The sequence below is a fragment of the Brevibacillus sp. YAE8 genome, from assembly GCF_057543335.1.
This window is the reverse complement of sequence record NZ_BAAIYG010000003.1, coordinates 225209-249418: the sequence shown is the minus strand read 5'-3', so window position 1 is coordinate 249418 and position 24210 is coordinate 225209. Positions and strand designations below refer to the sequence as shown.

The window sequence follows — 24210 nt, the reverse complement described above, 5'->3', positions numbered from 1 at the left end:
GAAATGTTTCAAAAAGTATTGATTGCCAATCGCGGGGAGATTGCCGTTCGGATCATCCGGGCATGCCGCGAGCTGGGCATTCGTACGGTCGCTGTCTACTCCGAAGCGGATCGTGAAGCGCTTCATGTGAAAATGGCCGACGAAGCTTACTGTATTGGTCCAAAAGCATCTAAGGAAAGTTATCTGAACATAGCGAACATCATGAGCGTGGCGACCAAGGTGGGCGTAGACGCGATTCACCCGGGCTACGGATTTTTGGCGGAGAACGCTGACTTTGCCGAGATTTGCGCGGCATGCAACATCACCTTTATCGGTCCTGATCCGGAAGCGATCGTGAAGATGGGCGACAAGTCCACGGCAAAAGATACGATGAAAGCGGCCGGGGTGCCGACTGTCCCGGGGACAGAAGGGCTGATTGAGGATATCGAGAGCGCCATCCGGACAGCCAACGAAATCGGCTATCCGGTGATGGTCAAAGCGACTGCGGGCGGCGGCGGACGCGGCATGCGCGTAGCGGTCGACGACGAAGATTTGGAAAAGGCGATCCGCCAGGCGCAAAACGAGGCGAAAACCGCTTTCGGCAACCCGGGCGTGTACCTGGAAAAATTCGTCGAAGGTCCGCGTCACGTCGAAATCCAGATCATGGCCGACAAGCATGGCAACGCGGTCTACCTGGGCGAGCGGGACTGCTCCATCCAGCGCCGTCACCAAAAGCTGATTGAAGAAGCGCCATCGCCTGCCTTGAGCGAGGAGACGCGCAAGCAAATGGGCGAAGCGGCTGTCGCGGCGGCCAAAGCGGTTTCCTATCACGGAGCCGGTACGGTTGAATTTTTGCTGGACAAGCACGGACAGTTTTACTTTATGGAAATGAACACGCGGATTCAGGTAGAGCATCCGGTGACCGAGCTGGTTACGGGCTTCGACTTAATCAAGGAGCAGCTCACGGTAGCAGCGGGAGAGCCGCTGTCCTTTACGCAGGAAGACATCAAGCTTGACGGCTGGGCGATCGAATGCCGGATCAACGCAGAGAACCCGGCGAAAAACTTCATGCCGTCACCTGGACGCATCACCGAATACTTGCCTCCGGGCGGTTTCGGCGTGCGGGTGGACAGCGCTGCCTATGCGGGCTATTCCATTCCGCCTTACTACGACTCCATGATCGCCAAGCTGATCGTCTGGGGCAAGGACCGCAACGAGGCGATCGAACGGATGAAGCGCGCACTCGGCGAATTTGTCATCGACGGCATCACCACGACGATTCCGTTCCATCAAAAAGTGCTGGAGCATGAAGTGTTCGTGAGCGGTCACTTCGACACCAAGTTCCTGGAAAACTACGAATTGAACATGGATGAAGAATAATCAAGGCTGATTTGTAAAAAAACGGTGCGCTTGGTATAATGAATTACAAATCTAAAGGGAGGTGCGAAGCATGGAAGAGTTTACTCCGGATTTAGATAGAACAGAGCTTGGAAAGGTCCAGATCGCTCCCGAAGTACTGGAAGTGATCGCCGGCATGGCTGCGTCCGAGGTGGAAGGCGTAGCACAGATGAGCGGCGGTTTCGTAGGGGAAATAGCTGAACGATTAGGCCGTAAAAATATAGCTCGCGGCGTTCGCGTGGAGGTTGGCTCCCGCGAAGCGGCAGTGGATGTCTCCATCATTGTCAAGTACGGACACCGGATTCCAGACGTCGCTCGTAATATTCAAGATAGTGTGCGCAATGCGATCGAAGGAATGACCGGACTTTCGGTGGTGGAAGTAAACGTACATATCGTCGATGTAGAGCTGAAAGCCGAAGAAAAAGCTCCGGCGACGCCTGTAGTCGAAGATTACCAGCGTGTGCGCTAACATGCACCGGATGGATGCCCCCTACTGACAGGGGGCATTTTCCTCATTCCAAGTCAGTTGTTTTGCCAAGCCTTGGCTAAGGCGGGGAATTAGCCTTTGACCGTGCCCTGTTTGTCTCCTTTCAAACACGGCGAAAAGGAGAGATGCATGTGAATTTGTTTGACCGCTTTATTTTGACGATTTACAGCTTTGCGCTGATTATTTTGTCCTGCATCGCGATAGCTGCCACCAGCGGTTTGATTTCACCCGAGTTTTTCCGCCCTTATGTCGAGCAAATGCTGGCGGGAACGAACATCACGTATCTCATCGTCGCGATTATTTTCCTCGTTGTGAGTCTTCGCTTCTTTTTCAGTTCTTTTCGTTCCACGAAGCCAAAAATTGATCGTGGCATTCGCCAGCGCAGTGATCTTGGCGAAGTCCACATTACGATGCAGACGATCCAGACGATTGCCGAGCGCGCTGCCCGGCGCGTAAAAGGCGTGCGCGATATGAAAACGGCAGTCAAAGCGCTGGAGAGTGGGAACATCATCACCTTGCGCGTTTCCGTCGATGGCGAGACCCCGTTGCCGGAGCTGACGCAAAAGTTGCAGGCAGACGTGAAGGAGCAAGTCGAAGGAATTGCTGGCGTCGTGATTTCCGAAGTGTCGGTTGTGGTAACGGAAGTGGCTCAGCAAGAAAACTACGCGGCTCGCAAGCGAGTGGAATAGAAGGTGAAGTCCATGATGTGGGAGTTATTGTGGGAACACAAGGGGAAGCTAATGGGGATTTTGGCCGGAATTTTTTTCGGCATCATCTACCTTCTCGTCGGTTTTTGGAATACACTAGTCTTTGTTGTGTTTGTCGGGACCGGCTATTACATCGGTCGCAAGCTCGACCATAAGGAAGACTTGCGCGAAATACTGGATCGGATTCTGCCTGGCAAGTTTCGGTAGCAGATTAAGAGGGGAAGGAATTTGCTCCCCTGCTGACTTTAATTAGTAGGTGAATGGAATGAAGCGTAGAACAGCACGAGAAAAAGCAGTCCAATGTCTTTTCCAGATCGACATGGCCGAGGTGCCTGTCAAGGAAGCGGTTGATCTGGTCATGGAAGAGTCCGAGGAAAGCTCGCAGTATTTGCGTTATTTGCTCGATGGGGTTTTGGCGAACCTGGCAGAGATCGACGCAGAGATCAAAAAGTATTTGCGCGGCTGGCAGTTGGAGCGTATTGCCAACGTAGACCGCGCCATTTTGCGCCTCGCTTTTTACGAGATCATGTTTGAAGCGGATACGCCTGACAAGGTCGTCATGAACGAAGCGATTGAAATTGCGAAGCTGTTCAGCGACGAAGCGTCCCACCGTTATATCAACGGCGTACTGGCGAGCTTCTTGCAGGCAAGAGAAACGCAAAAGGCATAAAACAGGCAGGAGATACAAGCATGAGTAAGGTAATGTTAGGCATTGATACGAGCAATTACCGGACATCGCTGTGCTTGGCTCAGGAAGACGGCCGAATTGTTGCAGAAGCAAAACGCCTTCTCAAAGTGAAGGAGGGCAAACGCGGGCTGCAACAATCCGAAGCCGTCTTTCAGCATGTGATGAACTTGCCGGAACTAAGCGAGCAAATGAAGTGGAACGAATACGAGATCGAGGCGATCTGCGTCAGCGAAAAGCCGAGGCCCGTCGACCGTTCGTACATGCCGGTGTTCAAGGTAGGGGAAGGGCTGGCCAAATCGCTTGCGACCTACTTGCGCGTTCCCTTGCACCTGACCACCCACCAGGAAGGACATATTGCGGCAGGGGAGTACACAGCCGAAGAACGCCCGCAGCAGGACCGCTTTTTGGCCGTCCATCTGTCTGGCGGAACGAGCGAGCTGCTCTTGTGCGAGCGGCAGGCGGCCGGGTATGCGATTGAAAAAATCGGCGGCACGATCGACTTGCACGCAGGACAACTGGTGGATCGGATCGGAGTAGCGCTCGGGCTGGCTTTTCCGGCGGGACCGTATTTGGAGCAGTTGGCCAAGGAGTCGACAGGGGAATTTCGCATCGCCTCTGCGGTGGACGGCTTGGCCTTCAGCTTTTCCGGCCCGGAAGCGTCGCTGTTGCGGGCCATCGAGCGCGGCGAGACGAGCCATGCCGATATCGCCCGCGCAACCGAACAGTGTATTGCCAACACGTTGGAAAAAGTATTGCGTCACGCTGTCGAACAGGGCCATCCGCGGGACATCCTGATCGTAGGGGGAGTCGCTGCCAATCAGTACATGCGCGAGCGGCTGATAAAGCGGCTGGAGCACCCTGCGGTCAAAGCCAAGCTGTATTTTTGCGACCCGGTTTACTCCGGCGACAACGCCTACGGAGTGGCGATGCTTGGATGGATGAAGCAAAAGACGAACATTAAATAATGATAAACTTTTTATGATTCGGCTTTACAGTTGCGAGCGAAATCGGTACACTAATGGTATCGACGTTTAAGAAGGAGGCTTTTTCTCCATGACTGCAACCATTCTCCAAGGAAAAGAAGTGGCAAAAAGCATTCGCGAAGAGCTCGCGATTGAAGTGGCGGAACTGAAAAAACAAGGCATTGTCCCTGGTCTGACTGTTGTGCTTGTGGGTGACGATCCCGCATCGCATTCGTATGTACGCGGAAAATCAAAAGGCTGCGAGGAAGTCGGTATCCACTCCGAGCTGATCCTCAAGGAAGCTTCGACGACAGAGGAAGAACTGCTCGCGATCATCCACGAGTTGAACGAAAATCCGAACGTTCACGGGATTTTGGTTCAGCTTCCTCTGCCGGCGCATATTTCGGAGAAGGCAGTCATTGCAGCGATTCATCCTGAAAAAGACGTGGATGGCTTCCATCCGATCAGCGTAGGCAACATGGTACTCGGCAATGAGACGATGCTGCCGTGCACTCCGCATGGCGTCATCGAGCTGATTAAGCGGACGGGAACAGACATCGCAGGTAAGCACGCTGTCGTCATCGGACGCAGCAACATTGTCGGCAAGCCTGTATCGCTTTTGCTGCAGCAGGAAAACGCTACGGTGACCATGTGTCACTCGCGTACGCAAAACCTGGAAGAACATACGAGAAGGGCAGATATTCTCGTGGTGGCGACAGGCCGCGCGCACATGATCGGCAAGGAGCATGTAAAGCCGGGAGCGGTCGTGATTGACGTCGGGGTAAACCGGATCGAAACCGGGAAGCTGGTCGGAGACGTCAAGTTCGACGAAGTGAAAGAGGTCGCCAGCTTTTTGACTCCGGTACCTGGCGGTGTCGGGCCGATGACGATTACCATGCTGCTGAAAAACACGGTCGTGGCAGCACGCAAGCAAGCGCAACTGTAGAAGAAGCATCGCAAGGAATGGATAGGGCCTGTGCTTTATCCATTTCTTTTTGCATCGGAACAAACAAGGGACTGAAAGGAGGAGGAGTGTATGGCTGCACCCAACATTTTGTCTGTCAGCGATCTCAACCGTTATATCAAGCTCGTGCTGGAAAGAGAGACGAATTTGCAGGACGTCTGGGTGAGGGGGGAAATCTCCAACTTCACGCACCATTCCAGCGGCCATATGTATTTTACCTTGAAGGACAAGACGTCGCGGATCAAAGTCGTGATGTTTGCCAGCTACAACCGCTTCCTGCGCTTTTTGCCCAAGGACGGGACGAAGGCGATTGTGCGCGGCTCGATTTCCGCCTTCGAACGCGATGGCGCCTATCAATTGTATGCAAAAGAGATGCAGCCGGACGGCCTTGGCTCGCTCTACTTGGCTTTTGAACAACTCAAGGAAAAGCTCGCGCAGGAAGGTCTGTTTGCAGCGGAGCGAAAGCGCGTCCTCCCTCGTTTTCCGAAGCGGGTAGGAGTGGTGACCTCTCCGACCGGAGCGGCGATTCGCGATATTTGCACGACGATCCGCAGGCGATACCCGCAGGCGGAGATTGTGTTGTCGCCAGCAGTCGTGCAGGGGACGGACGCTCCGGCTTCGATCGTCTCGGCGATTCGCATTATCAACCAGCAACCCGACATCGACGTGCTGATCGTCGGCCGGGGCGGCGGCTCGATTGAAGAGCTGTGGGCCTTCAACGATGAAAGCGTAGCGCGAGCCATCGCGGCTTCGATGATTCCGGTCATTTCGGCGGTGGGCCATGAGACAGACGTCACGATTGCCGATTTCGTGGCCGATGTCCGTGCGGCGACGCCAACGGCAGCGGCGGAGCTGGCCGTGCCGCACTATCTGGAATGGGTGGAGCGCGTTCGGCAACTGGACATTCGCATGCAAAGGGCGGTGCGCAATCAGTTGGCAGAGGAACGCACCCGCCTGAACCGCCTGAGCAACTCGTATGCGATGCGTCAGCCGCAGCGGCGACTGGAGGAAGCGGCGGAACGGCTGGATCGGACGCATTTGCGGATGCGCCAGGCGATGAAGCATTTGATGGAGCGCAGGCGCGAGCGCTACACGCGGTTGGACGAGCAGATCAAGCGGTATCGGCTGGCGGATCAGGTCGGGGAACGGCGCAAAGCGGTTGCGACGATTCGCGCCCGGCTGGACGAGCGGATGCTGGCGCGGCTCAACCAAAAGCGGATGGCTTTTGCCTCGCGCATCGCGACGCTGGAGGCGCTCAGTCCGCTCGCGGTCATGAAGCGCGGTTTTTCGCTTGTGTACACGGGTGACAAGCTGGTAAAATCCGTGGAACAATTTGCTCCTGGCGACGAGATCGTGGTACGATTAAGTGATGGCAGTGCTACTGCACGAGTGGAACAGTTGAATCGGGAGGAGAAGCGCAATGGCTCGCAAGAAAACGGACCAAGAGACTGACATGCAGTTCGAAGAAGCGATGAAGCGGCTGGAGGAAGTCGTCGGGAAGCTCGAAGAAGGAGACATCCCGCTGGAGGAAGCGATTACGCTGTACCAGGAAGGGGTCACACTCTCGCGGATTTGCGGACAGAAGCTCGATGCAATTGAAGCCAAGATCATTCAGTTGGTGGAAGAAGACGGGCAACTGAAGCAGAAGGCTTTTCGCGTGGAAGGGGAATAAAGACAACGTGGATACATTCCAACAATATTTGGCGGAAAAAACGTCCTACATTGAGCAGCATCTCTTGCCTGCCCTGGAGCAGCAAGGAGTCCCGACCCAGTTGTACGAATCCATGAAGTATTCGCTCATGGCAGGCGGAAAAAGGCTGCGACCGATGCTGGTCCTCGCTGTGCTCGAAGCGCTGGACAAGCCGATGGAGCGCGGAGTCCCGTTCGCGGTTGCCCTGGAAATGATCCATACATACTCGCTGATTCACGACGACCTGCCCGCAATGGACGACGACGATTTGCGCCGCGGCAAGCCGACGAATCACAAAGTGTTCGGGGAGGCGACGGCGATTCTCGCGGGAGATGCGCTTCTGACGCGGGCGTTTGCCTATATCGCGGAGGCGTACCAGGAGCGCTCCGATGTGGCGCCAATCACGACTGTCAAGCTGATTGCCGAGCTGGGCAAACGAGCGGGCGCGACAGGCATGGTCGGCGGACAGATGGCGGATATCGAGGGAGAGGGCAAGCAGCTTGATCTGGAGCAACTGGAGTTCATCCATCGCCACAAGACAGGGGATTTGCTGGTGGCAGCCTTGCGCGGCGGCGGCTATCTGGCGGAAGCGAGCGAAGCGCAGATGGACGCTTTGACCCGCTACGGCGTCTGCATCGGACTGGCTTTTCAAATCCAGGACGACATCCTCAATGTAGAAGGGGACGCCGCGGAGCTGGGGAAAGCCGTTGGCAGCGACGCGGACCGGGAAAAGGCGACCTACCCGTCGCTGCTTGGACTGGCGGAGTCCAAGGACAGGCTGACGGCTTTGATCGCAGAAGCGAAAGCAGCCCTGGCAGATGCCGGAATCGAGCATTCCGCATTAAGCCCGCTGGCAGATTACGTGCAAAACCGGAACAAGTAATATAAAAGCTGGCATCTGCATGGGGATGCCAGCTTTTTTACGTATAGGCCGGTGTTTACAAGCGCTTGTCGTCCACGCTGTTCAACCACGCCTCGATGTCGCCGATGACCGACTGGATGCAGCCATCTTCAAACGGCGAGTACAGCTTCGCGACTTTGACCAGCTCCGTAAACGACTTGCTGCCGCCCTCCCGGCAGAGCGTCAAGTAGTCTGCCCACGCCTGCTCGGGATTTTCCTGAGCCCGCTTCCAGAACTGGAAGGCGCAAATTTGCGCCAGCGTGTAGTCGATGTAGTAGAACGGATCGCGGAAAATGTGCGATTGCTGCTGCCAGAAGCCGCCTTCCTCCAAAAACTCGTTCTCGTCGTAATTGCGGTACGGGAGGTATTTGCGCTCGATCTCGCGCCAGGTGCGCTTCCGCTCGGCCGGGGTCATTTCCGGCTGTTCGTAGACTGCATGCTGGAACTCGTCGACGGCGACGCCGTAAGGGATGAACAGCAGCGAGCTGCTCAGATGCGAGTACTTGTACTTGTCCGTATCTTCCTCGAAGAACAACTCCATCCACGGCCAGGTCAAAAACTCCATGCTCATCGAATGGATCTCGCACGCTTCATACGTCGGGAAGTGGTACTCCGGCACTTCAAAGCTGCGGCTGACGTACACCTGGAAGGCGTGTCCCGCCTCGTGGGTCAAAACGTCGATATCGCCTGAGGTGCCGTTGAAGTTGGCGAAGATGTAAGGCAGCTTGTACTTGCTCATATAGGTGCAGTAGCCGCCTGTCGCTTTGCCTTTTTTGCTCAGCAAATCGAGACATTCGTTTTCGAGCATGAAGCTGAAAAACTCGTCGGTTTCCGGAGAAAGCTGCGCGTACATTTTTCTGCCGTTTTCCACGATCCAGTCCGGAGAGCCTTTTGGCGTCGGATTACCCGTAGCGAAATCGAAAGCCAAATCGTAATACTTCATAGTATCTACGCCGATCCGCTCGCGTTGGCGCTCGACCAGCTTGGTGGCGACCGGAACAATCTGTTCCTCGACCTGACGGCGGAAGCGGGCGACCATATCCGCGTCGTAATCGGTGCGGTTCAGCCGGGCATAGGCCAGCTCCACGAAGCTGTTGAAGCCGAGCTTTTTCGCAATGCGGGTCCGCACCTTGACCAGACTGTCGTAGATGCTGTCCAGCTTCTCGGTGTGCTGGCGGAGAAAATCGTACTTGGCTTCGTTCGCCTTTTTGCGCATTTGTCTGTCCGTCGATGTCTGGAAGGGGAGCAATTGCGGAAGCGTGCGCTCTTCGCCTTCGAACATGATTTTCGCGGAAGCCATCAGAGCGATGTACTGGCTGGCCAAACGGTTTTCCTCCTGCAAATCGGCGACGACCTCCGGGGAAAAGGTGGTAAGCGTCGTTTCGGCAATGCGGAAAAGCTGGGCTCCCCATTTTTGCTCAAGCTGGGAGCGGTAGGGAGAGTGGACGATGGCGGCGTAGTAGCGGGAGACGATGCCCTGATACACCGGACCCGCTTCGTCCCAGTAGTCCTGCTCTTCTTTGTAAAAGGGGTCCTCCGTATTGATCGTGTGGCGGATTTGCGCCACTTCTCGCGCGGATTCCACCTCTTGCCGAAGCTCGTTCAGCTTACCCATCACCTGGTCTTGCTCTTCGAAGCTTGCGGCCTGCTGAAACGCTTTCAACAAGCTTGTGAAACGTTCCTCGACATCTGTCATATCAACGCGTGTGTACGGTATTTGCGAGAACTTCACGGGGTCCACCTCTTTTTTCTCGAATGGATTGATCCATTTTATTTTACCAGAAGTTAGCAGCCGTTGCGCACAAGATTGCGAGTGTGGATCAAAAGTGGTGTTTTTATGAAGAAACCGTTATAATGAATCAAGTTGAAATTAAGCGGAGTATAGGCTCCAGGCCACAACGAAGAAGCCTAGTTTTCCATGTGGTGGATTGAATTGCAGCATGCACAATCGCCGGAGAACGAACAGTGGAAAGTGAGGAATACCAATGCTGCTTACTACCATAAATGATCCTCAAGACCTGAAAAAGTGCAATTCGCAGCAGCTTCATACGCTGGCATCCGAAATCAGGCAGTTTCTCGTCGAGACGCTCTCAAAGACGGGGGGACACCTCGCGCCGAATTTGGGCGTTGTCGAGCTGACGCTGGCTTTGCACTACGTGTTTAACAGCCCCAAGGACAAGCTGATTTGGGATGTCGGGCACCAGGCATACGTACATAAAATGCTGACAGGACGCCGGGATATGTTCCCTACGTTGCGCCAGTACAAAGGGCTGTGCGGCTTCCCCAAGATGAACGAGAGCCCGCATGACGTCTGGGAGACCGGGCACAGCAGCACATCCTTGTCCGCTGCGATGGGGATGGCGACCGCCCGCGATCTGAAAAAAGAAAAAAACCACGTCGTGGCGATCATCGGAGACGGGGCGCTGACGGGCGGCATGGCGCTGGAAGCGTTGAACCATATCGGGCACGAGCGCAAAAACGTCATCGTCGTGTTGAATGACAACGAGATGTCCATCGCGCCAAACGTGGGCGCTTTGCATAACTACCTGGGCAAAATCCGCTCCACGGAAAACTACCAGTGGGCCAAGGACGAGGTCGAAGGGCTGCTCAAATCCATCCCGGCCGTAGGCGGCAAGCTGGCCTCAATCGCCGAGCGCTTCAAGGACAGCATGAAGTATTTGCTCGTATCCGGCGTTCTATTCGAGGAACTGGGCTTCACCTACATCGGGCCGATTGACGGCCACAACATGGAGCTGTTGGTCGATACGCTGAAAACGGCCAAGCAGACAAAAGGCCCGGTACTGATTCACGCGATTACGAAAAAAGGCAAAGGCTACGCTCCGGCAGAGGCGGATTCCGTGAAATGGCACGGAATCGGCACGTACAAAATCGAGTCCGGGGATACGCCGAAGTCGGCACCGACCTACACGTCCGTCTTTGCGGAAACGATGATCGAGCTGGCTGCGGAAGACAAGTCGCTCGTGGCAGTGACCCCAGCCATGCCGGCAGGCTCCGGCCTGATTCCGTTTGGACAAAAATACCCGGACCGCCTGTTTGACGTCGGGATTGCCGAGCAGCACGCTTGTACCTTTGCGGCTGGCCTTGCGACACAAGGTTTGAAGCCGGTGCTTGCGATTTACTCGACGTTTTTGCAGCGGGCGTACGACCAGTTGATTCACGATGTAGCGAGACAAAAGCTGAACGTCGTGTTTGCGGTCGACCGGGCAGGACTGGTCGGGGCGGACGGGGAAACCCATCAGGGCATGTACGATATCGCGTTCATGCGCATCATTCCGAACATGGTCATCATGGCGCCAAAGGACGAAAACGAGCTGCGCCACATGATGAAAACGGCGATGGCCTACAACGAAGGGCCGATCTCCTACCGCTACCCGCGCCTGCCAGCGCGCGGCGTGCCGCTGGATCGGGAGCTGCAAGTGTTGCCGATCGGCAAGGCGGAGATCGTCCGCGAAGGAAAGCAAGTGGCGATCCTCTCGTTTGGCCATGTATTTGAACTGGCGGAGCAGGCAGTCAACCAGTTGAATGCGGAAGGAATCAGACCGATGCTCGTCAATGCCCGCTTCTGCAAGCCGCTCGATGAGGAGCTGTTGTTCAGGCTGGCGAAGGAAGGCTACGACATCGTCACCGTCGAGGAAGGCTGTGAAATGGGCGGATTCGGCAGCGCCGTCATCGAATGTTACAACCGCGCGGGCTACCACGGCGTGAACGTGCAGGTCGTTGCCGTTCCGGATTATTTTGTCGAGCATGGCAGCGTAAAAGAACAGCGTCAAGAGGTCGAGCTGACCGCGGAGAACATCGCTTCCCGGGTACGCGCCTTGATGCCGATATCGAAGGGTGTACTGGAAGCATGAGTGTGAGAAAAGAACGAGTCGACGTATTGCTCGTCGAACGGGGACATTTTGAAACCCGGGAAAAAGCGAAAGCAGCCGTCATGGCTGGGCTGGTTCAGGTGGCGGGAGAGCGCTGCGACAAGCCAGGCACCAAATTTGCCGAGGACGTCGCGATTACGGTCAAAGGCGAGGTCCATCCGTACGTCAGCCGCGGCGGGCTGAAGCTGGAAAAGGCGCTGAAAGTGTTTGGCATCGACTTGCACGACAAAGTCATGATGGACATAGGAGCCTCGACAGGGGGCTTCACCGACTGCGCCCTGCAAAACGGCGCCCGCCTCGTCTACGCGATTGACGTCGGCTACGGACAGCTCGCGTGGAGTCTGCGCCAGGATGAGCGAGTCGTCGTCATGGAGCGGACCAACTTCCGCCACATGGACCCGGAAGCCTTCGAACAGGAGCGTCCGGACGCCGCTTCCATTGATGTTTCCTTTATCTCGCTGCGCTTGATCTTGCCCGTCCTGTACCGCTTTTTAAAAGAAGGCGGAGACGTAGTGGCCTTGGTCAAGCCGCAGTTTGAGGCAGGCAAGGACAAGGTCGGAAAAAATGGGATTGTGCGGGAGCCGGAAATACACGAAGCGGTGTTGACGGACATCGGGCAATTCGCCAGCGGCCTTGGATTTGCGCTGAAAGGATTGGACTTTTCGCCGATTACGGGCGGCGAGGGCAATATTGAATTTGTCATGCATGTGGCAAAAAGCGAAGGCGGCATGGACGCCGAAGCGTGGCAGAAGCTCGTCGGCGAGGTTGTCGTGCAGGCCCATGCCAAATTGAAATAGGGACAAAAAACAAAAGCCTCGGGAGTTTTGTTGCAATCGAGGCTTTTTATTTATGCATGAAAAGTTGTATACTTGTATAAGGATTTCCAACCAACCAGTTTGGGGTGGACCATGTGAAAAAGATAGGAATCATTGCAAACAAAGGAAAGCCCGAGGCACGGATCGTGGCGCGGGAGCTCGTCTATCTGTTGGAGGTACGGGGAGCGCACGTATTTTTGGACGAAACGATCGCATCGGATCTGGGGCGCGCCGAGCTGGGCGCTTCCATCGAGCAAATCGGCAGCCACGCTGACCTGGTCTGTGTGCTCGGCGGCGACGGAACGCTGCTCAGCATCGCCCGCAAGCTCGCCGGACGATCGATCCCCATTTTCGGGATCAATCTGGGCACGCTGGGCTTTTTGTCAGAAGCGGAGCCGGAGCACCTGCCTCACGCCGTAGATAATCTGCTTTCAGGCAAGTACAATATCGAAGAGCGCGCCATGCTGGAAGCGTCATTAGTCCGCAAAGGCAGCACGCTGGGTACATATACCGCCATGAATGACATCGGGATCGCCAAAGGCTCTTTTTGCCGGATCATTCAATGCGCTGTCTACTCGGATGACGAATACGTAGCTACGTTCAGCGGAGATGGGGTCATCGTATCGAGTCCGACCGGATCTACCGCCTATTCGCTGTCTGCGGGCGGACCGATTGTGGCCCCGAATGTGGACATGCTATTACTGACTCCGGTGGCGCCCCATTCGCTGACGGCGCGGCCGATGGTGTTGTCGGGCAATCAGACGATTCGCGTAGAGGTCGATGCCATCCACCAGGAGATGGGGCTGTCCATCGACGGCCAGTTCGGTTACCGGCTGGAGGGCGGCGATCAAATCTACATCAAAAAGTCTCCGTGCGTCACTCCGCTCATCAAGTGGAAAAAGGGCAGCTTTTTTGAAGCAATTCGCACGAAACTACAAGGGGAATGGGAGTAATCCATATGAACAAGGGGCAACGACATATCCGTATTCGGGATATCATCAGCAACCAAGAGGTGGAAACTCAGGATGAACTGGTGGAGCGACTGCGCGCTGCAGGGTTCAATGTTACGCAGGCGACAGTATCCCGAGACATCAAGGAATTGCATCTGGTGAAGGTGCCACTCCCTGATGGGCGATATAAATATTCCATGCCTGCTGAACAAAAATTCAATCCGCTGCAAAAGCTCAAACGGATGTTGGTCGACTCTTTTGTCAGCATCGACCAGGCCGATCACTTCATCGTGCTGAAAACACTTTCCGGCCATGCCAACGCCGTAGCGGAGCTGATTGACAACCTGCCTTGGGAAGAGATCATGGGCACGATCAGCGGGGACAACACGATCCTGATTATTTGCCGTTCCAAGGAAAATACAGCGGAAGTCACCAAGCGCTTTATGGAAATGCTGTAGAAGGTGGGCGCAACAGATGTTAGTGGAACTCTCTATCCGTAATTTTGCCATCATTAAATCGGTCACTGTCTCTTTTCAGCGCGGGCTGAATATCCTCACAGGGGAGACGGGGGCCGGAAAATCCATCATTATCGACGCGCTCGGGCTGCTTCTGGGCGGTCGCGCCTCCGCAGATTTTGTCCGCTATGGCGAACAGCGCGCAGAGGTGGAAGGGCTGTTTGAACTGCCGCCTGGCCATCCGGCGCTCGCGGTGTGTGCCAACGTCGGCGTACAAGTCGAGCAAGATGGCATGCTCGTCGTCCGCCGCGACATTTCCAACCAGGGCAAAAGCATCATTCGCCTGAACGGGCAGATGGTGACGCTTGCCATGCTGCGCGAGCTGGGACCGTGGCTGGTCACGGTGCACGGACAGCACGACACGCACATGCTGATGCAGGCGGACAAGCATATCAACTGGCTCGACGCCTACGGCGAGGCCGCGCTCGGAGCGGCGAAAGAGGAGTACGGCAAGCTGTACGCCGCGTACCGGAAAACGAAGCAGGACCTCGAACGGATGGCCCGCAACGAGCGCGAGCTGGTGCAGCGCATTGACCTTTTGCAATACCAGTTGGACGAGATCGAAGCGGCTGCGCTTTCGCCGGGCGAGGACGAAAAGCTGATGCAGCAGCGCAAAAAGTGGATGAACATTGAGAAGGTTTACGCGACCGTCCAGGATGCGTACCGCTCGCTGCACGGCGATCAAAAAGGCATGGACTGGCTCGGACATGCGATGAGCGAGCTGGAGCGCGGAGTGCTGTACGAGGAGCAGTTGGCTCCGATTCTCGAGACGGTGCAGACGGCGTACTACCAGATTGAAGACGTCGTGCACAAGCTGCGCCAGCTCTCCTACCACCTCGACTTTGAGCCGGAGCAGCTCGCGGAAGTGGAGCGCAGGCTCGATCAGATCCAGTCCTTGAAGCGCAAGTACGGAAAAAGCGTGGACGACATTTTGGAGTACGCGGCAACGATTTCCGACGAGCTGGACGAGATGCACCATTACGAAGATCGGCTGCAACAGGTGGAAAAGCGGCTACAAGAGCTGGCAGCAGACTTGGCCGTAGAGGCGCTGGAGCTGTCCGTCATTCGCCAGGAGTGTGCGACGAAGCTCGCCCGCGAGATCGAGCAGCAGCTAAAAGAGCTGCACATGGAACGGGCGCGCTTCGCCATTGACGTGCGCCAGACCCCTGACGAGGAAGGGGTAGAAATCGAAGGGATCAAGCGGCACGTCGACGCGAACGGCATGGACCAGATCGAGTTTTTGATCTCCCCCAACCCGGGCGAGCCATTGCGCCCGCTGGCCAAGATCGCTTCCGGCGGGGAGCTGTCGCGGGTGATGCTGGCGATCAAAACGATTCTCGCCGGAACCGATCAGGTGGAGACGCTGATTTTTGACGAGGTCGACACAGGGGTAAGCGGAAGAGCGGCGCAGGCGATTGCCGAAAAGCTGGCCCGTGTCGCCCAGAAGCGGCAAGTATTGTGCATTACGCACTTGCCGCAAGTAGCATCCATGGCCGATGCGCATTTTCTCATTAAAAAGGAAATGAGCGAGCACGAGACGAAAACGGTCGTGACGAGGCTCTCGGAGGAGGAGCGGGTGACCGAGCTTGCCCGCATGCTCAGCGGGGCGGAAGTAACGGCGAAAACAGAAGAACACGCGCGCGAGATGATTGTCCTCGGCCGCGAAAGAAAGGCTGTCAACTGATCCGGGTTGGCAGTCTTTTTTTGACGCAAAAAAGTTTGCAAAGACGCTGGCAGGTGAGGGATTTTCCTGACATAATCCGCTTGGCTGGGGGCAACATTAAAAGTACACAAGGTGGAGGTGTCTCTTTGTAGGTGTAGGTAGGGAACGGTAGGAGTGATTGCTGGTGATCCGACAAAACAAAAGAAAATGGATGGGAAGTCTCCTTCTCCTCATCACGGCGCTTGTCGTGAGTTCCACCCCGTTTCGCGATCTGTCCTCCTTTCCCCGTGAATTGCGTTTGATGGAAGGGTCCCTTGAGCAGCTCCGGGTCTCCGTGCCGGTGATGGGCACGCTAATCAATAGCAATCCTGACATTTTGCACGTCAACGGGACAGAAGCGCGCGAAGTATCCGTTGATTTGAGCCAGCCGATGTCGGTAGAACCGCGCAGGGCTGGAGAAGCCGAATTGCAGGTAAAATGGCGAAACATTCCGCTGACGGCTGTAAAAGTAAATGTGCTGCCAGACCTGCGGTTGTACCCTGGTGGGCAATCGATCGGGGTCAAGCTGCAAACGGCGGGTGTTCTCGTTGTCGGTCATCACCTCGTGGACAATGGCAAAAGCAAGGCTTCCCCTGGCGAGCAGGCAGGCATTCACGTTGGTGACATGATTGTCAAAATGAATGATCTGTACATCAATGACATGAACGAAGTAAAGAAGCTGATTAACGAAGCCGGGAAAAAGAATAGCCCGGTGCAGTTGCTCGTCGTGCGCGGGAAAGAAAAGCTGAATCTGACGCTCCATCCCGCCAAGGACCAAAAAGACGGGGAATACCGGATGGGACTGTACATTCGCGACTCAGCGGCTGGCGTGGGCACTTTGACCTTTTACGATCCCAATTCCAAGGCGTACGGCGCGCTGGGACACGTCATTTCCGATGTCGATACGGGCCAAGCCATCGTGGTAGGGGATGGCCAGATCGTCCAGGCGAGCGTGACGTCGATCGAAAAAGGACAGAGCGGCAATCCGGGAGAAAAATTCGCCCGCTTTTACAACGAAAGCGAAGTGCTGGGGAACATCACCAAAAACACGCCGTTTGGCATCTTCGGCAAAATGAAAGACGAGCCAAAGCGCAGCTATTACCGTGAGCCGCTCCCTGTAGCGCTCGCCGAGCAGGTCGTGGAAGGTCCTGCGAAAATCCTCACCGTCGTCGAAGGACAGAAGGTGGAGGAGTTCGATATCGAGATCGCCAACGTCATCAAGCAGCATTTTCCCGCAACAAAGGGCATGATAATCAAGGTGACGGACAAACGTCTTTTGGAAAAGACAGGCGGCATCGTACAAGGAATGAGCGGTAGCCCGATCATTCAAAACGGCAAGATTGTAGGCGCCGTCACGCATGTCTTTGTCAACGACCCGACATCGGGCTATGGCTGCTACATTGAATGGATGCTGCAGGATGCAGGCGTGCAGGTGCGCAACGCCCCGCAGTCGAATGCCAAAGCCGAACAGGCTGCCTGAATACGAAGAGACGAGCCGTCACGCAAACGAAGCGAGGCGGCTTTTTTCCATGGCACCATGCGCGCAAGACCGTAAGCTTCAAACCGTCGCCATAAGCATAACCTTCCACTGGAACGACGTCGGCTTGCATGGTAAAGTCATGGAGGCTTATGACGAATAGATGAAAAATGAGGGGATTCTTTGTCGAAATATCAGTAAAATCATTCAATCTTTCGTCATTGGCAGGAATGAATATGGCTTTGTCGAATTATTTTTCTCAGAGAAAAAGATGGTATGGACTAATCGTTTGTAGAAATGGAACCCCCTAGAACGCCACCTTCTTTCCAAAAGACCGTCCATTGTTAGGAGGAACGACCTTGAGCAAGATTGAAGTGTTGTTGGCAGATGATAACCGAGAATTTGTAAGCCTGTTGGAAGAGTATATCAGCAGCCAGTATGACATGAACGTCATCGGTGTCGCGTACAACGGCAATGAAGTTGTGCGCTTGCTGCAGGAACGGGTACCGGATGTACTGATTTTGGACATTATTATGCCTCACCTGGATGGACTCGCCGTCCTGGAGCAGATCCAGGCCATGCGCTTGAGTCCGCAGCCCAAAATTATTATGCTGACGGCATTCGGACAGGAAGAGATTACGAAGAAAGCGGTTGAACTGGGAGCTGCCTACTACATCCTCAAGCCGTTTGACATGGAGGTCCTCGCGCAGCGCATCCGTCAAATCATCACGACGAAGCCAGCCTCCTCCTTCGTCACATCGGTCAAGCCGCAATCGACTCTGCAAGTGCGCGGCCGCAACCTGGATGCAAGCATCACCAGCATCATCCACGAGATCGGTGTGCCTGCCCACATCAAAGGCTATTTGTATTTGCGCGAAGCCATCACGATGGTGTACAACGACGTCGAGCTGCTCGGCTCGATCACCAAAGTCCTGTACCCGGACATCGCCAAAAAGTTCAACACCACCGCAAGCCGCGTCGAGCGTGCCATCCGCCACGCCATCGAAGTCGCCTGGTCCCGCGGAAATCTCGATTCCATCTCCAGCCTGTTTGGATACACGATTTCCAACACGAAGGCGAAGCCGACCAACAGCGAGTTTATTGCGATGGTCGCGGATAAGTTAAGGATTGAGGCGAAGATTAGTTGAGGGTAGCTTTAATCAAGGCTAATGCAAAGAAGGCTAAATATCCGAAATAAGCTATATGGAGCCGATAAACTGAATAGTAACTAATACTGCTTATTTATTGGTTTCTCTATAACCGAAAAATAAGCAGTATTTTTTATGGGTGATTTGATATATTAATCTGATAATTTCATGCTTTAATGTTCATTTAAAAAACTACCTTCGTAAAAACATTGGCAAGTTATGGGCAGACTTTGAGGATACTTAGGAATTACTTGTGATTTATAGTACGTTTCATAAGAGTATTAGATATGGAATAGTAATTCTGCGAAATAAAGAGGATTTGGAGAGGAAATAAAGATTATATAATTTACAAGATAAAAAAAGGAGAGGATAATATTAACAAAGTTTATGAGGGGATTTAGATATATGAGCCTTTTGCAAAATTAGGTTTTCGTTTAAAAAATGAAGTTTAATGGTACGTAAAGTGGGAAATGCCACTTTTATAAGGTAAAGCCTAAAAGCAAGATGGGCATTCGGACAGAATTTTGCGATGCTGCTTTTTTCAAAAGAGTGCTTAGGCCGTTTTTTTGGATGGCTTGGCTTTCTTTCCTGTCAGAGCAGACACCAATAATACGATAGCATTCAAATACACATACGTTTTCACTTTTTGAATGCCACCGACATGTAGATCATTCGCTGTCAGGTTTTCCTTTAAACGGGCATTGCATCGCTCTACACTCGTCCGTTTGTGATACATCTTCTTCCAATTCTTTGTGTCCCGATGTGGCAAAGAAAATCTGCGGGGATCATCGTGGACGTTCACTTTTACGACCATTCCGTAGTTGGAGGAAGAGCACCAAGCTGAGCCGTGTGGGCACTCTACTTTTCCCATCACATGCGGGCAACGAAATTTGAGATGGGTTCCGTCAGCACCTGCGTACACCATTTCAAATCCCATGCTGCATCGAGGCGTTCCGTTTGACGTATAACCAGCAGGTGGCTCTTTCTCGTTTCGGAGGTTTAGAGGAATGATAGCCTGTGCCTTGTATTGATGAGCGATTTCGTAGTTCTTGAGATGATCGTATCCACCATCCATCACGTAATTCTTACACACTTCCTTGGCTTGGTTGTTCACTTGTGCCAGGAGAGGAGGAGCCATGTCTCCATCGTTGACGTGAGCAGGAGTGACTTCTAAAGCAACAGGCAATTCGCTGTCCGCGTCTACTGCCAGATGAATTTTGTAACCGAACCACGTGATTTTATTGCCAAAGGAGTCGAACTTGGCTCCCCAGGTGGCGTTTCCTGTTCCTTGGCAGCGAGATTTCGGTTGCTTTTTTTCATACGCATCAATCGCCGTGCTGTCGATGGCAATGGTCGTTCCTGTAATGATTCCCTCTTCACGGCATTGCATGACGAGGTCGTAAAACAGCTTCTCGGCAACGCTTTTCTGGACAATTTGAGCAAATACGCGACTAAACGTTGCAATGGATGGAACGGGTCGATCAATGGGAAACCCACACTGGTAACGAAAGCGTAAATCACTTGTGAGTCTCAGATGAAGAGCAGTAAATTGCGAAATTCCTTCGAAAGGAGCCGCCAACAAAGACCGTAAAATCGCTTCGCGGCTGTGTCCCGTTGCCCCTTGGGGCGTAATGCTTCTCAATTCTTTGGCGTACGGGCGTAAGTCCAGAACCGAAAAAAATAAGGGCAGACGTTCTTTCGATTCAAGTTTTTGCAGTTCCTCAAAGGAAAAAAGTGATGGCTGGAGAATATACAAGTGACTTCACCTTCCTCGAAAAGTTTTCGTGTGTGGTTGCTTGAAAACTTCTCCTTCTTGGGGTGAAGTCCTTTTTTATGCTTTTCAAGTGCTTGATACGAAAGGGCTCAGAAATCTGCAAAAGGCTCATATAAGAAAAAATAAAGAAAAAGGGTGTTAAAATGTTTCCTAAGTATAGCGAGATACAATATCCTTTGCTCAAAGAAATTGCTGACCGTGGAGGCGTAACTAGACCTTCCGACAAAAATCAAGAAGGAAAGACTGTGTATCAAGCGTTGGCTGACTATTTTGATTTAAGTTATGACATGAGGACAAAAGCTAAAAGCGATAGACGATTAGTATGGGATAACATGGTCCAATGGGCAAGAAATGACTTGCGGAAAGCAGGATTGATTGACAACTCAGAAAGAGGAGTGTGGCAGTTAACTCCAGAAGCTTATGAGCATCTTGAAAGAATGGAAAATGAGCAGATTGCCAGAGGAAATTATTCAAATATAAGTAGAGTTTCTTTAGAAACTTTTAGAAAAATACAAGAGAATTACGTGAGAATTGGAGAAGAAGGAGAACAGTTTGTAATAGAGTATGAAAGGAGAAGGCTTGCTGAAATAGGGAAGGAGCATTTAATTTCAAGCATAAAACAAATGTCAATTATAGATGTAAGCGCAGGCTATGATATATTATCTTTTGACGAAAATGAAAACGAAATCTATATTGAGGTGAAGTCAACTACAACATCTATGTTGGAGTTTGATTTGACTAAAAATGAATTAGAGAAGTCAAAAAGGTTTGGAAAATCTTATTGGATTTATCGAGTGATAAAGCTACGTACTTCCTCTCCAGAGATAGTTACTTTTCAAGATCCTTACACGTTAATTAAGGAGAACAGATTAGAGTTAAAACCAACAAGTTTTAAGGTAGTAATACTTGAATAATTATCTAAGTGATTTGATATGGTTTAATCAATGAGAAGGTCACGAAAAAACAATTATGATTCTTTGAGTAAAGAGCGGAAGGCAATTGTGGTGTCCCACTTGCGAAGGAATATCATTTGATTAATCTAAGATGTTAAATTTTTGACATTATAGAAGCATCTAGGAGGTGCTTCTTTTTAGTTGTTTACTGATATCAGTTCTTTCGAATATCTCATTGAAATCGTCTATATTCAATGCAGTCTAAATGTTTTTATTCAATTCATTGCAGTTCTCGAATCCCTTGTCATGTCAGAAAGAGTACTTTCCATGTAAGCCAGTCGAACTTTGCATAAACGGTCGGGAAATGAAAGCGGCTGAATCGCGTAAACCCGCACCGTTACCAGGCGGTAGGATACGTCGACGGCGAGCGGGAGGACGAACGCTCACTGAGAACACGCTTCAATAAGGTAATTCATACAAATGGAGGTTCGCCATGAAACGTGTCTGGTACATACTCGCAGCTTTTGCGGTACTAACGGGATGTAGCAGCGATCCAAAACCGGAATTTAAGGAAGTAGTTTCGACGTTAAACACGATGGTCAAGCCGGAGGATAACCCGCCAGCTCCAGCAACCAGCCCGCCTGCAGAGGCACCGCCCGAGCCGAAATCCGGCGTCCCAGCCGTCGCAGGTAAAACGGAAGCGGACGTAACCGCGCTACTCGGCGAGCCAGCCGCGACAGAAAACGGAGAATGGACGTCGATGTCATCGAAAATGAAAACGCCATTTGTCTGCCATACGTACAAGACGGATACGGGCGCGATAAGCGTCATGTTCAGCGAAGGAGTAGCGGCCAGGATCGAAGTCCGACCGTCCGAGACGTTCAAGTATCCAGATGACGTAATGAAAGCGATGCGTGCGGCTGGCCTGACGGTGCAGGACGGGGTGGAGCCGGAGAGTGAAGGCCTGCACTTCCTCGATTTTGGCGGGGTTGACGGAGTTTATGCGGTTCGTGTGGGCAAAGACTTGGAGGGAAGCCCGGAGAAGATCGGATATGTGCAGATTGTAACTGAAGAGAGGTTTAAATAATGCACACCCACCGAGCGGAGTGAAAATCCGATTAGGGGGTGTTTTTTTTATAAGCGCAAAGTTATCGAAGGAAAAAGAACGGTGGGAAATGAAAAACGCCATTAGGCCGTGCTAGCCTCGCACTTGGATAGCCAGCAAATAGAACGTTCCTTTGAATCAAGTCGATTCATTGGGGGTTTTTCGTTGTAAACAAGGAAGATTGGACAGTGGGCAGTACAGTATAGGCAGCGCCGCTTCGCACGAGTCAATAAACATCATGAACATGAACCTTCGAAGACCACACTGCAATGCCCGAGCGATTTAAAAGGAAGATGTTGACAATGACAAAATCAACGTAATAATATTTAGTTACGTAAAAATATAATTTTATGGAGGCCCGATACAATGGAAATTTTCAAGGGAGTAGAAATGCTACACCTAGACTATCATGGCTACGAGATTCACCCCGTCCTTTTGTCGGGCCAAGACATGGCTGTCCTGATAGACACGGGCTTCCCGGGACAAATAGAAGAATTGCGTACGGCCATGGAAAAAGCGGGAGTCCCGCTTACCAAACTGAAAGCCGTCATTTTAACGCATCAAGATGTCGATCATATCGGTTGTCTTCCTGAGATTTTGCAGGAGTGCGGTCAGCGTGTGCAAGTTTACGCGCACGCACTCGACAAGCCGTATATTCAGGGAGACATCCCGCTTGTCAAAGACGCGCACCTTGAAAATCCGCCGAAGGGCAGGGTAGATCATACGGTGGTGGACGGCCAGGAGCTGCCGTTTTGCGGCGGGATTCGCGTCATTCATACGCCCGGCCACACCCTCGGGCACATCAGCCTTTATGTCAGGCAAAGCAAGACGCTCGTTGCCGGGGATTCGCTGTACAGTGTAAATGGGACGCTCGCAGGGATTCACGCCCCGACGACCCTGGATATGCACGCAGCTCGCCTCTCGTTGAAAAAGTATGTAGACCTCGACATTGCGTCTGTGGTTTGTTACCACGGGGGAGTGAGCAGGGGGAAAGTGAAGGAGCAGATCGCAGGAATGATCCAGGGAGAATGACAGGGAAGGAACGAAAAGCCGGTGACACAGCAAAACCATCTCACAAGGATGGTTTTTTTGTTTTGCTATTGTCGAAACATGTCGTGGTTATTTGCTTGTTGCAGGCATCGTTCCGCCGTATGATAAAAAGGTTACAGAAACATAGGTAAAAAGTAGTGGTAGAAATGAACGGACTAGAAAACGCAATGAGGTGCAGCAATGGGAAGACGACGCAAAAAAGGAAACGAATTAGAAAACGTAATCATCAATCTTGGTACCTTGCTGATTTTGGGCATTTCCGGTTACGTGTATGTGCAGACGCAGCTATTACTAGCAGCAGGCATCGCGTTTGGAATTTTGCTGGGACTTGCAATGGGAATCAGATTCTGGATTGATTCCATTGCCCAAGAGAAACTGCGACGTTCCGGCATTGCGGAGATAGACAAAATGGACGGCAGGCAGTTTGAACATTACCTTGGACTGCTGTTTCACTCACAAGGATACAAAACGACCGTAACAAGGGCAGCAGGCGATTACGGCGCTGATCTCATTCTGGAAAAGAATGGACGGAAGGTAGCGGTCCAGGCGAAGCGATATAGTAAAAACGTCGGGATCGATGCCGTTCAGCAAATTGTGGGGGCACTTGCTCACTATGGAGCAAATGCAGCATGGGTTGTCACTAACAGAGATTTTACAGACGCCGCCTACAAGTTGGCCGCTTCAAATGGCGTTCGATTGATAAATCGCGAAGCGCTGATTGAAATGATCCAGCGCATGAATCCTGCGGCAAAACCAAACCCGAAACAGGTGAGGGCGCAGTTCCCGCAACAAAAGCTGCAATGCGATCGCTGCGGTAGTCAAATGGTCGTACGCAAAAGTACAAAAGGCGAGTTTTACGGATGCAGCAGTTTTCCAAAGTGCAGGAATACGAAGGCAGTTTAAAACGATAGCGATTATGGAGCAGGCGATATATAACCATAACTGAGTGGCTAGGGTTCAACCATGAAGGTGCTGATATCAATCGCCAAGAGGTTTAGCCTAACAGCAGCCACGTATAGCAGACCATCGTCTTCTGCGCGATTGAGGTCTGCTGCGTCAGATAGTAATTTCTGCTCCATCTTCAGCCAGTACCAAAATATTCGCCATGAAAATTC

Annotated in this window: 23 protein-coding genes; 21 read left to right on the top strand and 2 right to left on the bottom strand. The window is 52.7% G+C overall.

Annotation, left to right across the window (positions count from 1 at the left end; all coding sequences use genetic code 11):
• Nucleotides 1–3 precede the first annotated feature (3 nt).
• From accC to AC27IT_RS06600, 10 genes are all read left to right on the top strand, one after another.
• Nucleotides 4–1359 carry an acetyl-CoA carboxylase biotin carboxylase subunit gene (gene accC, locus AC27IT_RS06645; protein WP_487091688.1) on the top strand — a complete coding sequence of 452 codons (1356 nt, stop codon included), beginning with the start codon at nucleotides 4–6 and terminating at the stop codon, nucleotides 1357–1359.
• A 70-nt stretch (nucleotides 1360–1429) separates the two neighbouring features.
• Nucleotides 1430–1846 carry an Asp23/Gls24 family envelope stress response protein gene (locus AC27IT_RS06640; RefSeq protein WP_005827279.1) on the top strand — a complete coding sequence of 139 codons (417 nt, stop codon included), beginning with the start codon at nucleotides 1430–1432 and terminating at the stop codon, nucleotides 1844–1846.
• Nucleotides 1847–1995: 149 nt separating this feature from the next.
• On the top strand, nucleotides 1996–2553 hold the full coding sequence (gene amaP / locus AC27IT_RS06635) for an alkaline shock response membrane anchor protein AmaP (protein WP_025843725.1): 558 nt from the start codon (nucleotides 1996–1998) through the stop codon (nucleotides 2551–2553).
• Between the two features lie 12 nt (nucleotides 2554–2565).
• Nucleotides 2566–2778, top strand: coding sequence for a DUF2273 domain-containing protein (locus AC27IT_RS06630; protein WP_005827283.1), 213 nt, complete (start codon nucleotides 2566–2568; stop codon nucleotides 2776–2778).
• 58 nt (nucleotides 2779–2836) lie between these two features.
• Nucleotides 2837–3241, top strand: a complete 405-nt coding sequence (nusB, locus tag AC27IT_RS06625) for a transcription antitermination factor NusB (protein ID WP_005827285.1) — start codon at nucleotides 2837–2839, stop codon at nucleotides 3239–3241.
• Between the two features lie 20 nt (nucleotides 3242–3261).
• Nucleotides 3262–4224, top strand: coding sequence for a Kae1-like domain-containing protein (locus tag AC27IT_RS06620; protein WP_025843727.1), 963 nt, complete (start codon nucleotides 3262–3264; stop codon nucleotides 4222–4224).
• A gap of 88 nt (nucleotides 4225–4312) precedes the next feature.
• Nucleotides 4313–5167: a bifunctional methylenetetrahydrofolate dehydrogenase/methenyltetrahydrofolate cyclohydrolase FolD gene (gene folD, locus AC27IT_RS06615; RefSeq protein ID WP_005827289.1), complete on the top strand. Its 855-nt coding sequence runs from the start codon at nucleotides 4313–4315 to the stop codon at nucleotides 5165–5167.
• Nucleotides 5168–5257: 90 nt separating this feature from the next.
• Nucleotides 5258–6637, top strand: coding sequence for an exodeoxyribonuclease VII large subunit (gene xseA / locus AC27IT_RS06610; RefSeq protein WP_007785592.1), 1380 nt, complete (start codon nucleotides 5258–5260; stop codon nucleotides 6635–6637).
• The gene (xseB, locus tag AC27IT_RS06605; RefSeq protein WP_005827293.1) at nucleotides 6606–6857 is read left to right on the top strand and encodes an exodeoxyribonuclease VII small subunit; all 252 of its coding nucleotides are present in this window, start codon (nucleotides 6606–6608) and stop codon (nucleotides 6855–6857) included. The genes xseA and xseB overlap by 32 nt, the downstream gene beginning before the upstream one ends.
• 7 nt (nucleotides 6858–6864) lie before the next feature.
• Entirely contained in the window at nucleotides 6865–7758 is an 894-nt protein-coding gene (locus tag AC27IT_RS06600; protein WP_327953545.1) for a polyprenyl synthetase family protein, read from the top strand.
• Between the two features lie 55 nt (nucleotides 7759–7813).
• Here AC27IT_RS06600 and AC27IT_RS06595 read toward each other — a convergent pair whose 3' ends face one another.
• A complete protein-coding gene (locus tag AC27IT_RS06595) occupies nucleotides 7814–9508 on the bottom strand; it encodes a M3 family oligoendopeptidase (RefSeq protein ID WP_487091687.1) in 1695 nt (564 codons plus the stop codon).
• 253 nt (nucleotides 9509–9761) lie between these two features.
• On the opposite strand from AC27IT_RS06595, the gene dxs reads away from it, so the two are divergent.
• From dxs to spo0A, 7 genes are all read left to right on the top strand, one after another.
• Nucleotides 9762–11648, top strand: coding sequence for a 1-deoxy-D-xylulose-5-phosphate synthase (gene dxs, locus AC27IT_RS06590; RefSeq protein ID WP_197187702.1), 1887 nt, complete (start codon nucleotides 9762–9764; stop codon nucleotides 11646–11648).
• Entirely contained in the window at nucleotides 11645–12463 is an 819-nt protein-coding gene (locus AC27IT_RS06585) for a TlyA family RNA methyltransferase (RefSeq protein ID WP_197187701.1), read from the top strand. Before dxs ends, AC27IT_RS06585 begins: the two co-directional genes overlap by 4 nt.
• Before the next feature lie 113 nt (nucleotides 12464–12576).
• Nucleotides 12577–13434, top strand: a complete 858-nt coding sequence (locus AC27IT_RS06580; RefSeq protein WP_005827300.1) for an NAD(+)/NADH kinase — start codon at nucleotides 12577–12579, stop codon at nucleotides 13432–13434.
• Between the two features lie 5 nt (nucleotides 13435–13439).
• Complete coding sequence (gene ahrC / locus AC27IT_RS06575; protein ID WP_005827301.1) at nucleotides 13440–13889, top strand: transcriptional regulator AhrC/ArgR; 450 nt, start codon at nucleotides 13440–13442, stop codon at nucleotides 13887–13889.
• A 16-nt stretch (nucleotides 13890–13905) separates the two neighbouring features.
• Nucleotides 13906–15630, top strand: coding sequence for a DNA repair protein RecN (gene recN / locus AC27IT_RS06570; protein WP_005827302.1), 1725 nt, complete (start codon nucleotides 13906–13908; stop codon nucleotides 15628–15630).
• 163 nt (nucleotides 15631–15793) lie between these two features.
• Entirely contained in the window at nucleotides 15794–17128 is a 1335-nt protein-coding gene (spoIVB, locus tag AC27IT_RS06565) for a SpoIVB peptidase (protein ID WP_005827304.1), read from the top strand.
• Nucleotides 17129–17484: 356 nt separating this feature from the next.
• Nucleotides 17485–18273 (top strand): sporulation transcription factor Spo0A, encoded by a 789-nt coding sequence (gene spo0A / locus AC27IT_RS06560; protein WP_005827306.1) that lies wholly within the window; start codon nucleotides 17485–17487, stop codon nucleotides 18271–18273.
• A 553-nt stretch (nucleotides 18274–18826) separates the two neighbouring features.
• Here spo0A and AC27IT_RS06555 read toward each other — a convergent pair.
• Entirely contained in the window at nucleotides 18827–20029 is a 1203-nt protein-coding gene (locus tag AC27IT_RS06555; RefSeq protein WP_487091686.1) for a transposase, read from the bottom strand.
• 161 nt (nucleotides 20030–20190) lie between these two features.
• On the opposite strand from AC27IT_RS06555, the gene AC27IT_RS06550 reads away from it, so the two are divergent.
• The 4 genes from AC27IT_RS06550 (at nucleotide 20191) to AC27IT_RS06535 (ending at nucleotide 23998) form a co-directional block, all read left to right on the top strand.
• On the top strand, nucleotides 20191–20961 hold the full coding sequence (locus AC27IT_RS06550) for a protein NO VEIN domain-containing protein (protein ID WP_487091685.1): 771 nt from the start codon (nucleotides 20191–20193) through the stop codon (nucleotides 20959–20961).
• Nucleotides 20962–21433: 472 nt separating this feature from the next.
• Nucleotides 21434–22027 carry a hypothetical protein gene (locus tag AC27IT_RS06545; protein WP_487091684.1) on the top strand — a complete coding sequence of 198 codons (594 nt, stop codon included), beginning with the start codon at nucleotides 21434–21436 and terminating at the stop codon, nucleotides 22025–22027.
• 384 nt (nucleotides 22028–22411) lie between these two features.
• Nucleotides 22412–23077: an MBL fold metallo-hydrolase gene (locus AC27IT_RS06540; protein ID WP_487091683.1), complete on the top strand. Its 666-nt coding sequence runs from the start codon at nucleotides 22412–22414 to the stop codon at nucleotides 23075–23077.
• 198 nt (nucleotides 23078–23275) lie between these two features.
• Complete coding sequence (locus tag AC27IT_RS06535; RefSeq protein ID WP_487091682.1) at nucleotides 23276–23998, top strand: restriction endonuclease; 723 nt, start codon at nucleotides 23276–23278, stop codon at nucleotides 23996–23998.
• Nucleotides 23999–24210 lie beyond the last annotated feature (212 nt).

What these genes read in the sequence shown, in the direction of transcription:
- accC (WP_487091688.1), top strand. Translation starts at nt 4, where the DNA reads ATGTTTCAAAAAGTATTGATTGCCAATCGCGGGGAGATTGCCGTTCGG.
- AC27IT_RS06640 (WP_005827279.1), top strand. Translation starts at nt 1,430, where the DNA reads ATGGAAGAGTTTACTCCGGATTTAGATAGAACAGAGCTTGGAAAGGTC.
- AC27IT_RS06630 (WP_005827283.1), top strand. Translation starts at nt 2,566, where the DNA reads ATGATGTGGGAGTTATTGTGGGAACACAAGGGGAAGCTAATGGGGATT.
- nusB (WP_005827285.1), top strand. Translation starts at nt 2,837, where the DNA reads ATGAAGCGTAGAACAGCACGAGAAAAAGCAGTCCAATGTCTTTTCCAG.
- AC27IT_RS06620 (WP_025843727.1), top strand. Translation starts at nt 3,262, where the DNA reads ATGAGTAAGGTAATGTTAGGCATTGATACGAGCAATTACCGGACATCG.
- folD (WP_005827289.1), top strand. Translation starts at nt 4,313, where the DNA reads ATGACTGCAACCATTCTCCAAGGAAAAGAAGTGGCAAAAAGCATTCGC.
- xseA (WP_007785592.1), top strand. Translation starts at nt 5,258, where the DNA reads ATGGCTGCACCCAACATTTTGTCTGTCAGCGATCTCAACCGTTATATC.
- xseB (WP_005827293.1), top strand. Translation starts at nt 6,606, where the DNA reads ATGGCTCGCAAGAAAACGGACCAAGAGACTGACATGCAGTTCGAAGAA.
- dxs (WP_197187702.1), top strand. Translation starts at nt 9,762, where the DNA reads ATGCTGCTTACTACCATAAATGATCCTCAAGACCTGAAAAAGTGCAAT.
- AC27IT_RS06585 (WP_197187701.1), top strand. Translation starts at nt 11,645, where the DNA reads ATGAGTGTGAGAAAAGAACGAGTCGACGTATTGCTCGTCGAACGGGGA.
- ahrC (WP_005827301.1), top strand. Translation starts at nt 13,440, where the DNA reads ATGAACAAGGGGCAACGACATATCCGTATTCGGGATATCATCAGCAAC.
- recN (WP_005827302.1), top strand. Translation starts at nt 13,906, where the DNA reads ATGTTAGTGGAACTCTCTATCCGTAATTTTGCCATCATTAAATCGGTC.
- AC27IT_RS06550 (WP_487091685.1), top strand. Translation starts at nt 20,191, where the DNA reads ATGTTTCCTAAGTATAGCGAGATACAATATCCTTTGCTCAAAGAAATT.
- AC27IT_RS06545 (WP_487091684.1), top strand. Translation starts at nt 21,434, where the DNA reads ATGAAACGTGTCTGGTACATACTCGCAGCTTTTGCGGTACTAACGGGA.
- AC27IT_RS06540 (WP_487091683.1), top strand. Translation starts at nt 22,412, where the DNA reads ATGGAAATTTTCAAGGGAGTAGAAATGCTACACCTAGACTATCATGGC.
- AC27IT_RS06535 (WP_487091682.1), top strand. Translation starts at nt 23,276, where the DNA reads ATGGGAAGACGACGCAAAAAAGGAAACGAATTAGAAAACGTAATCATC.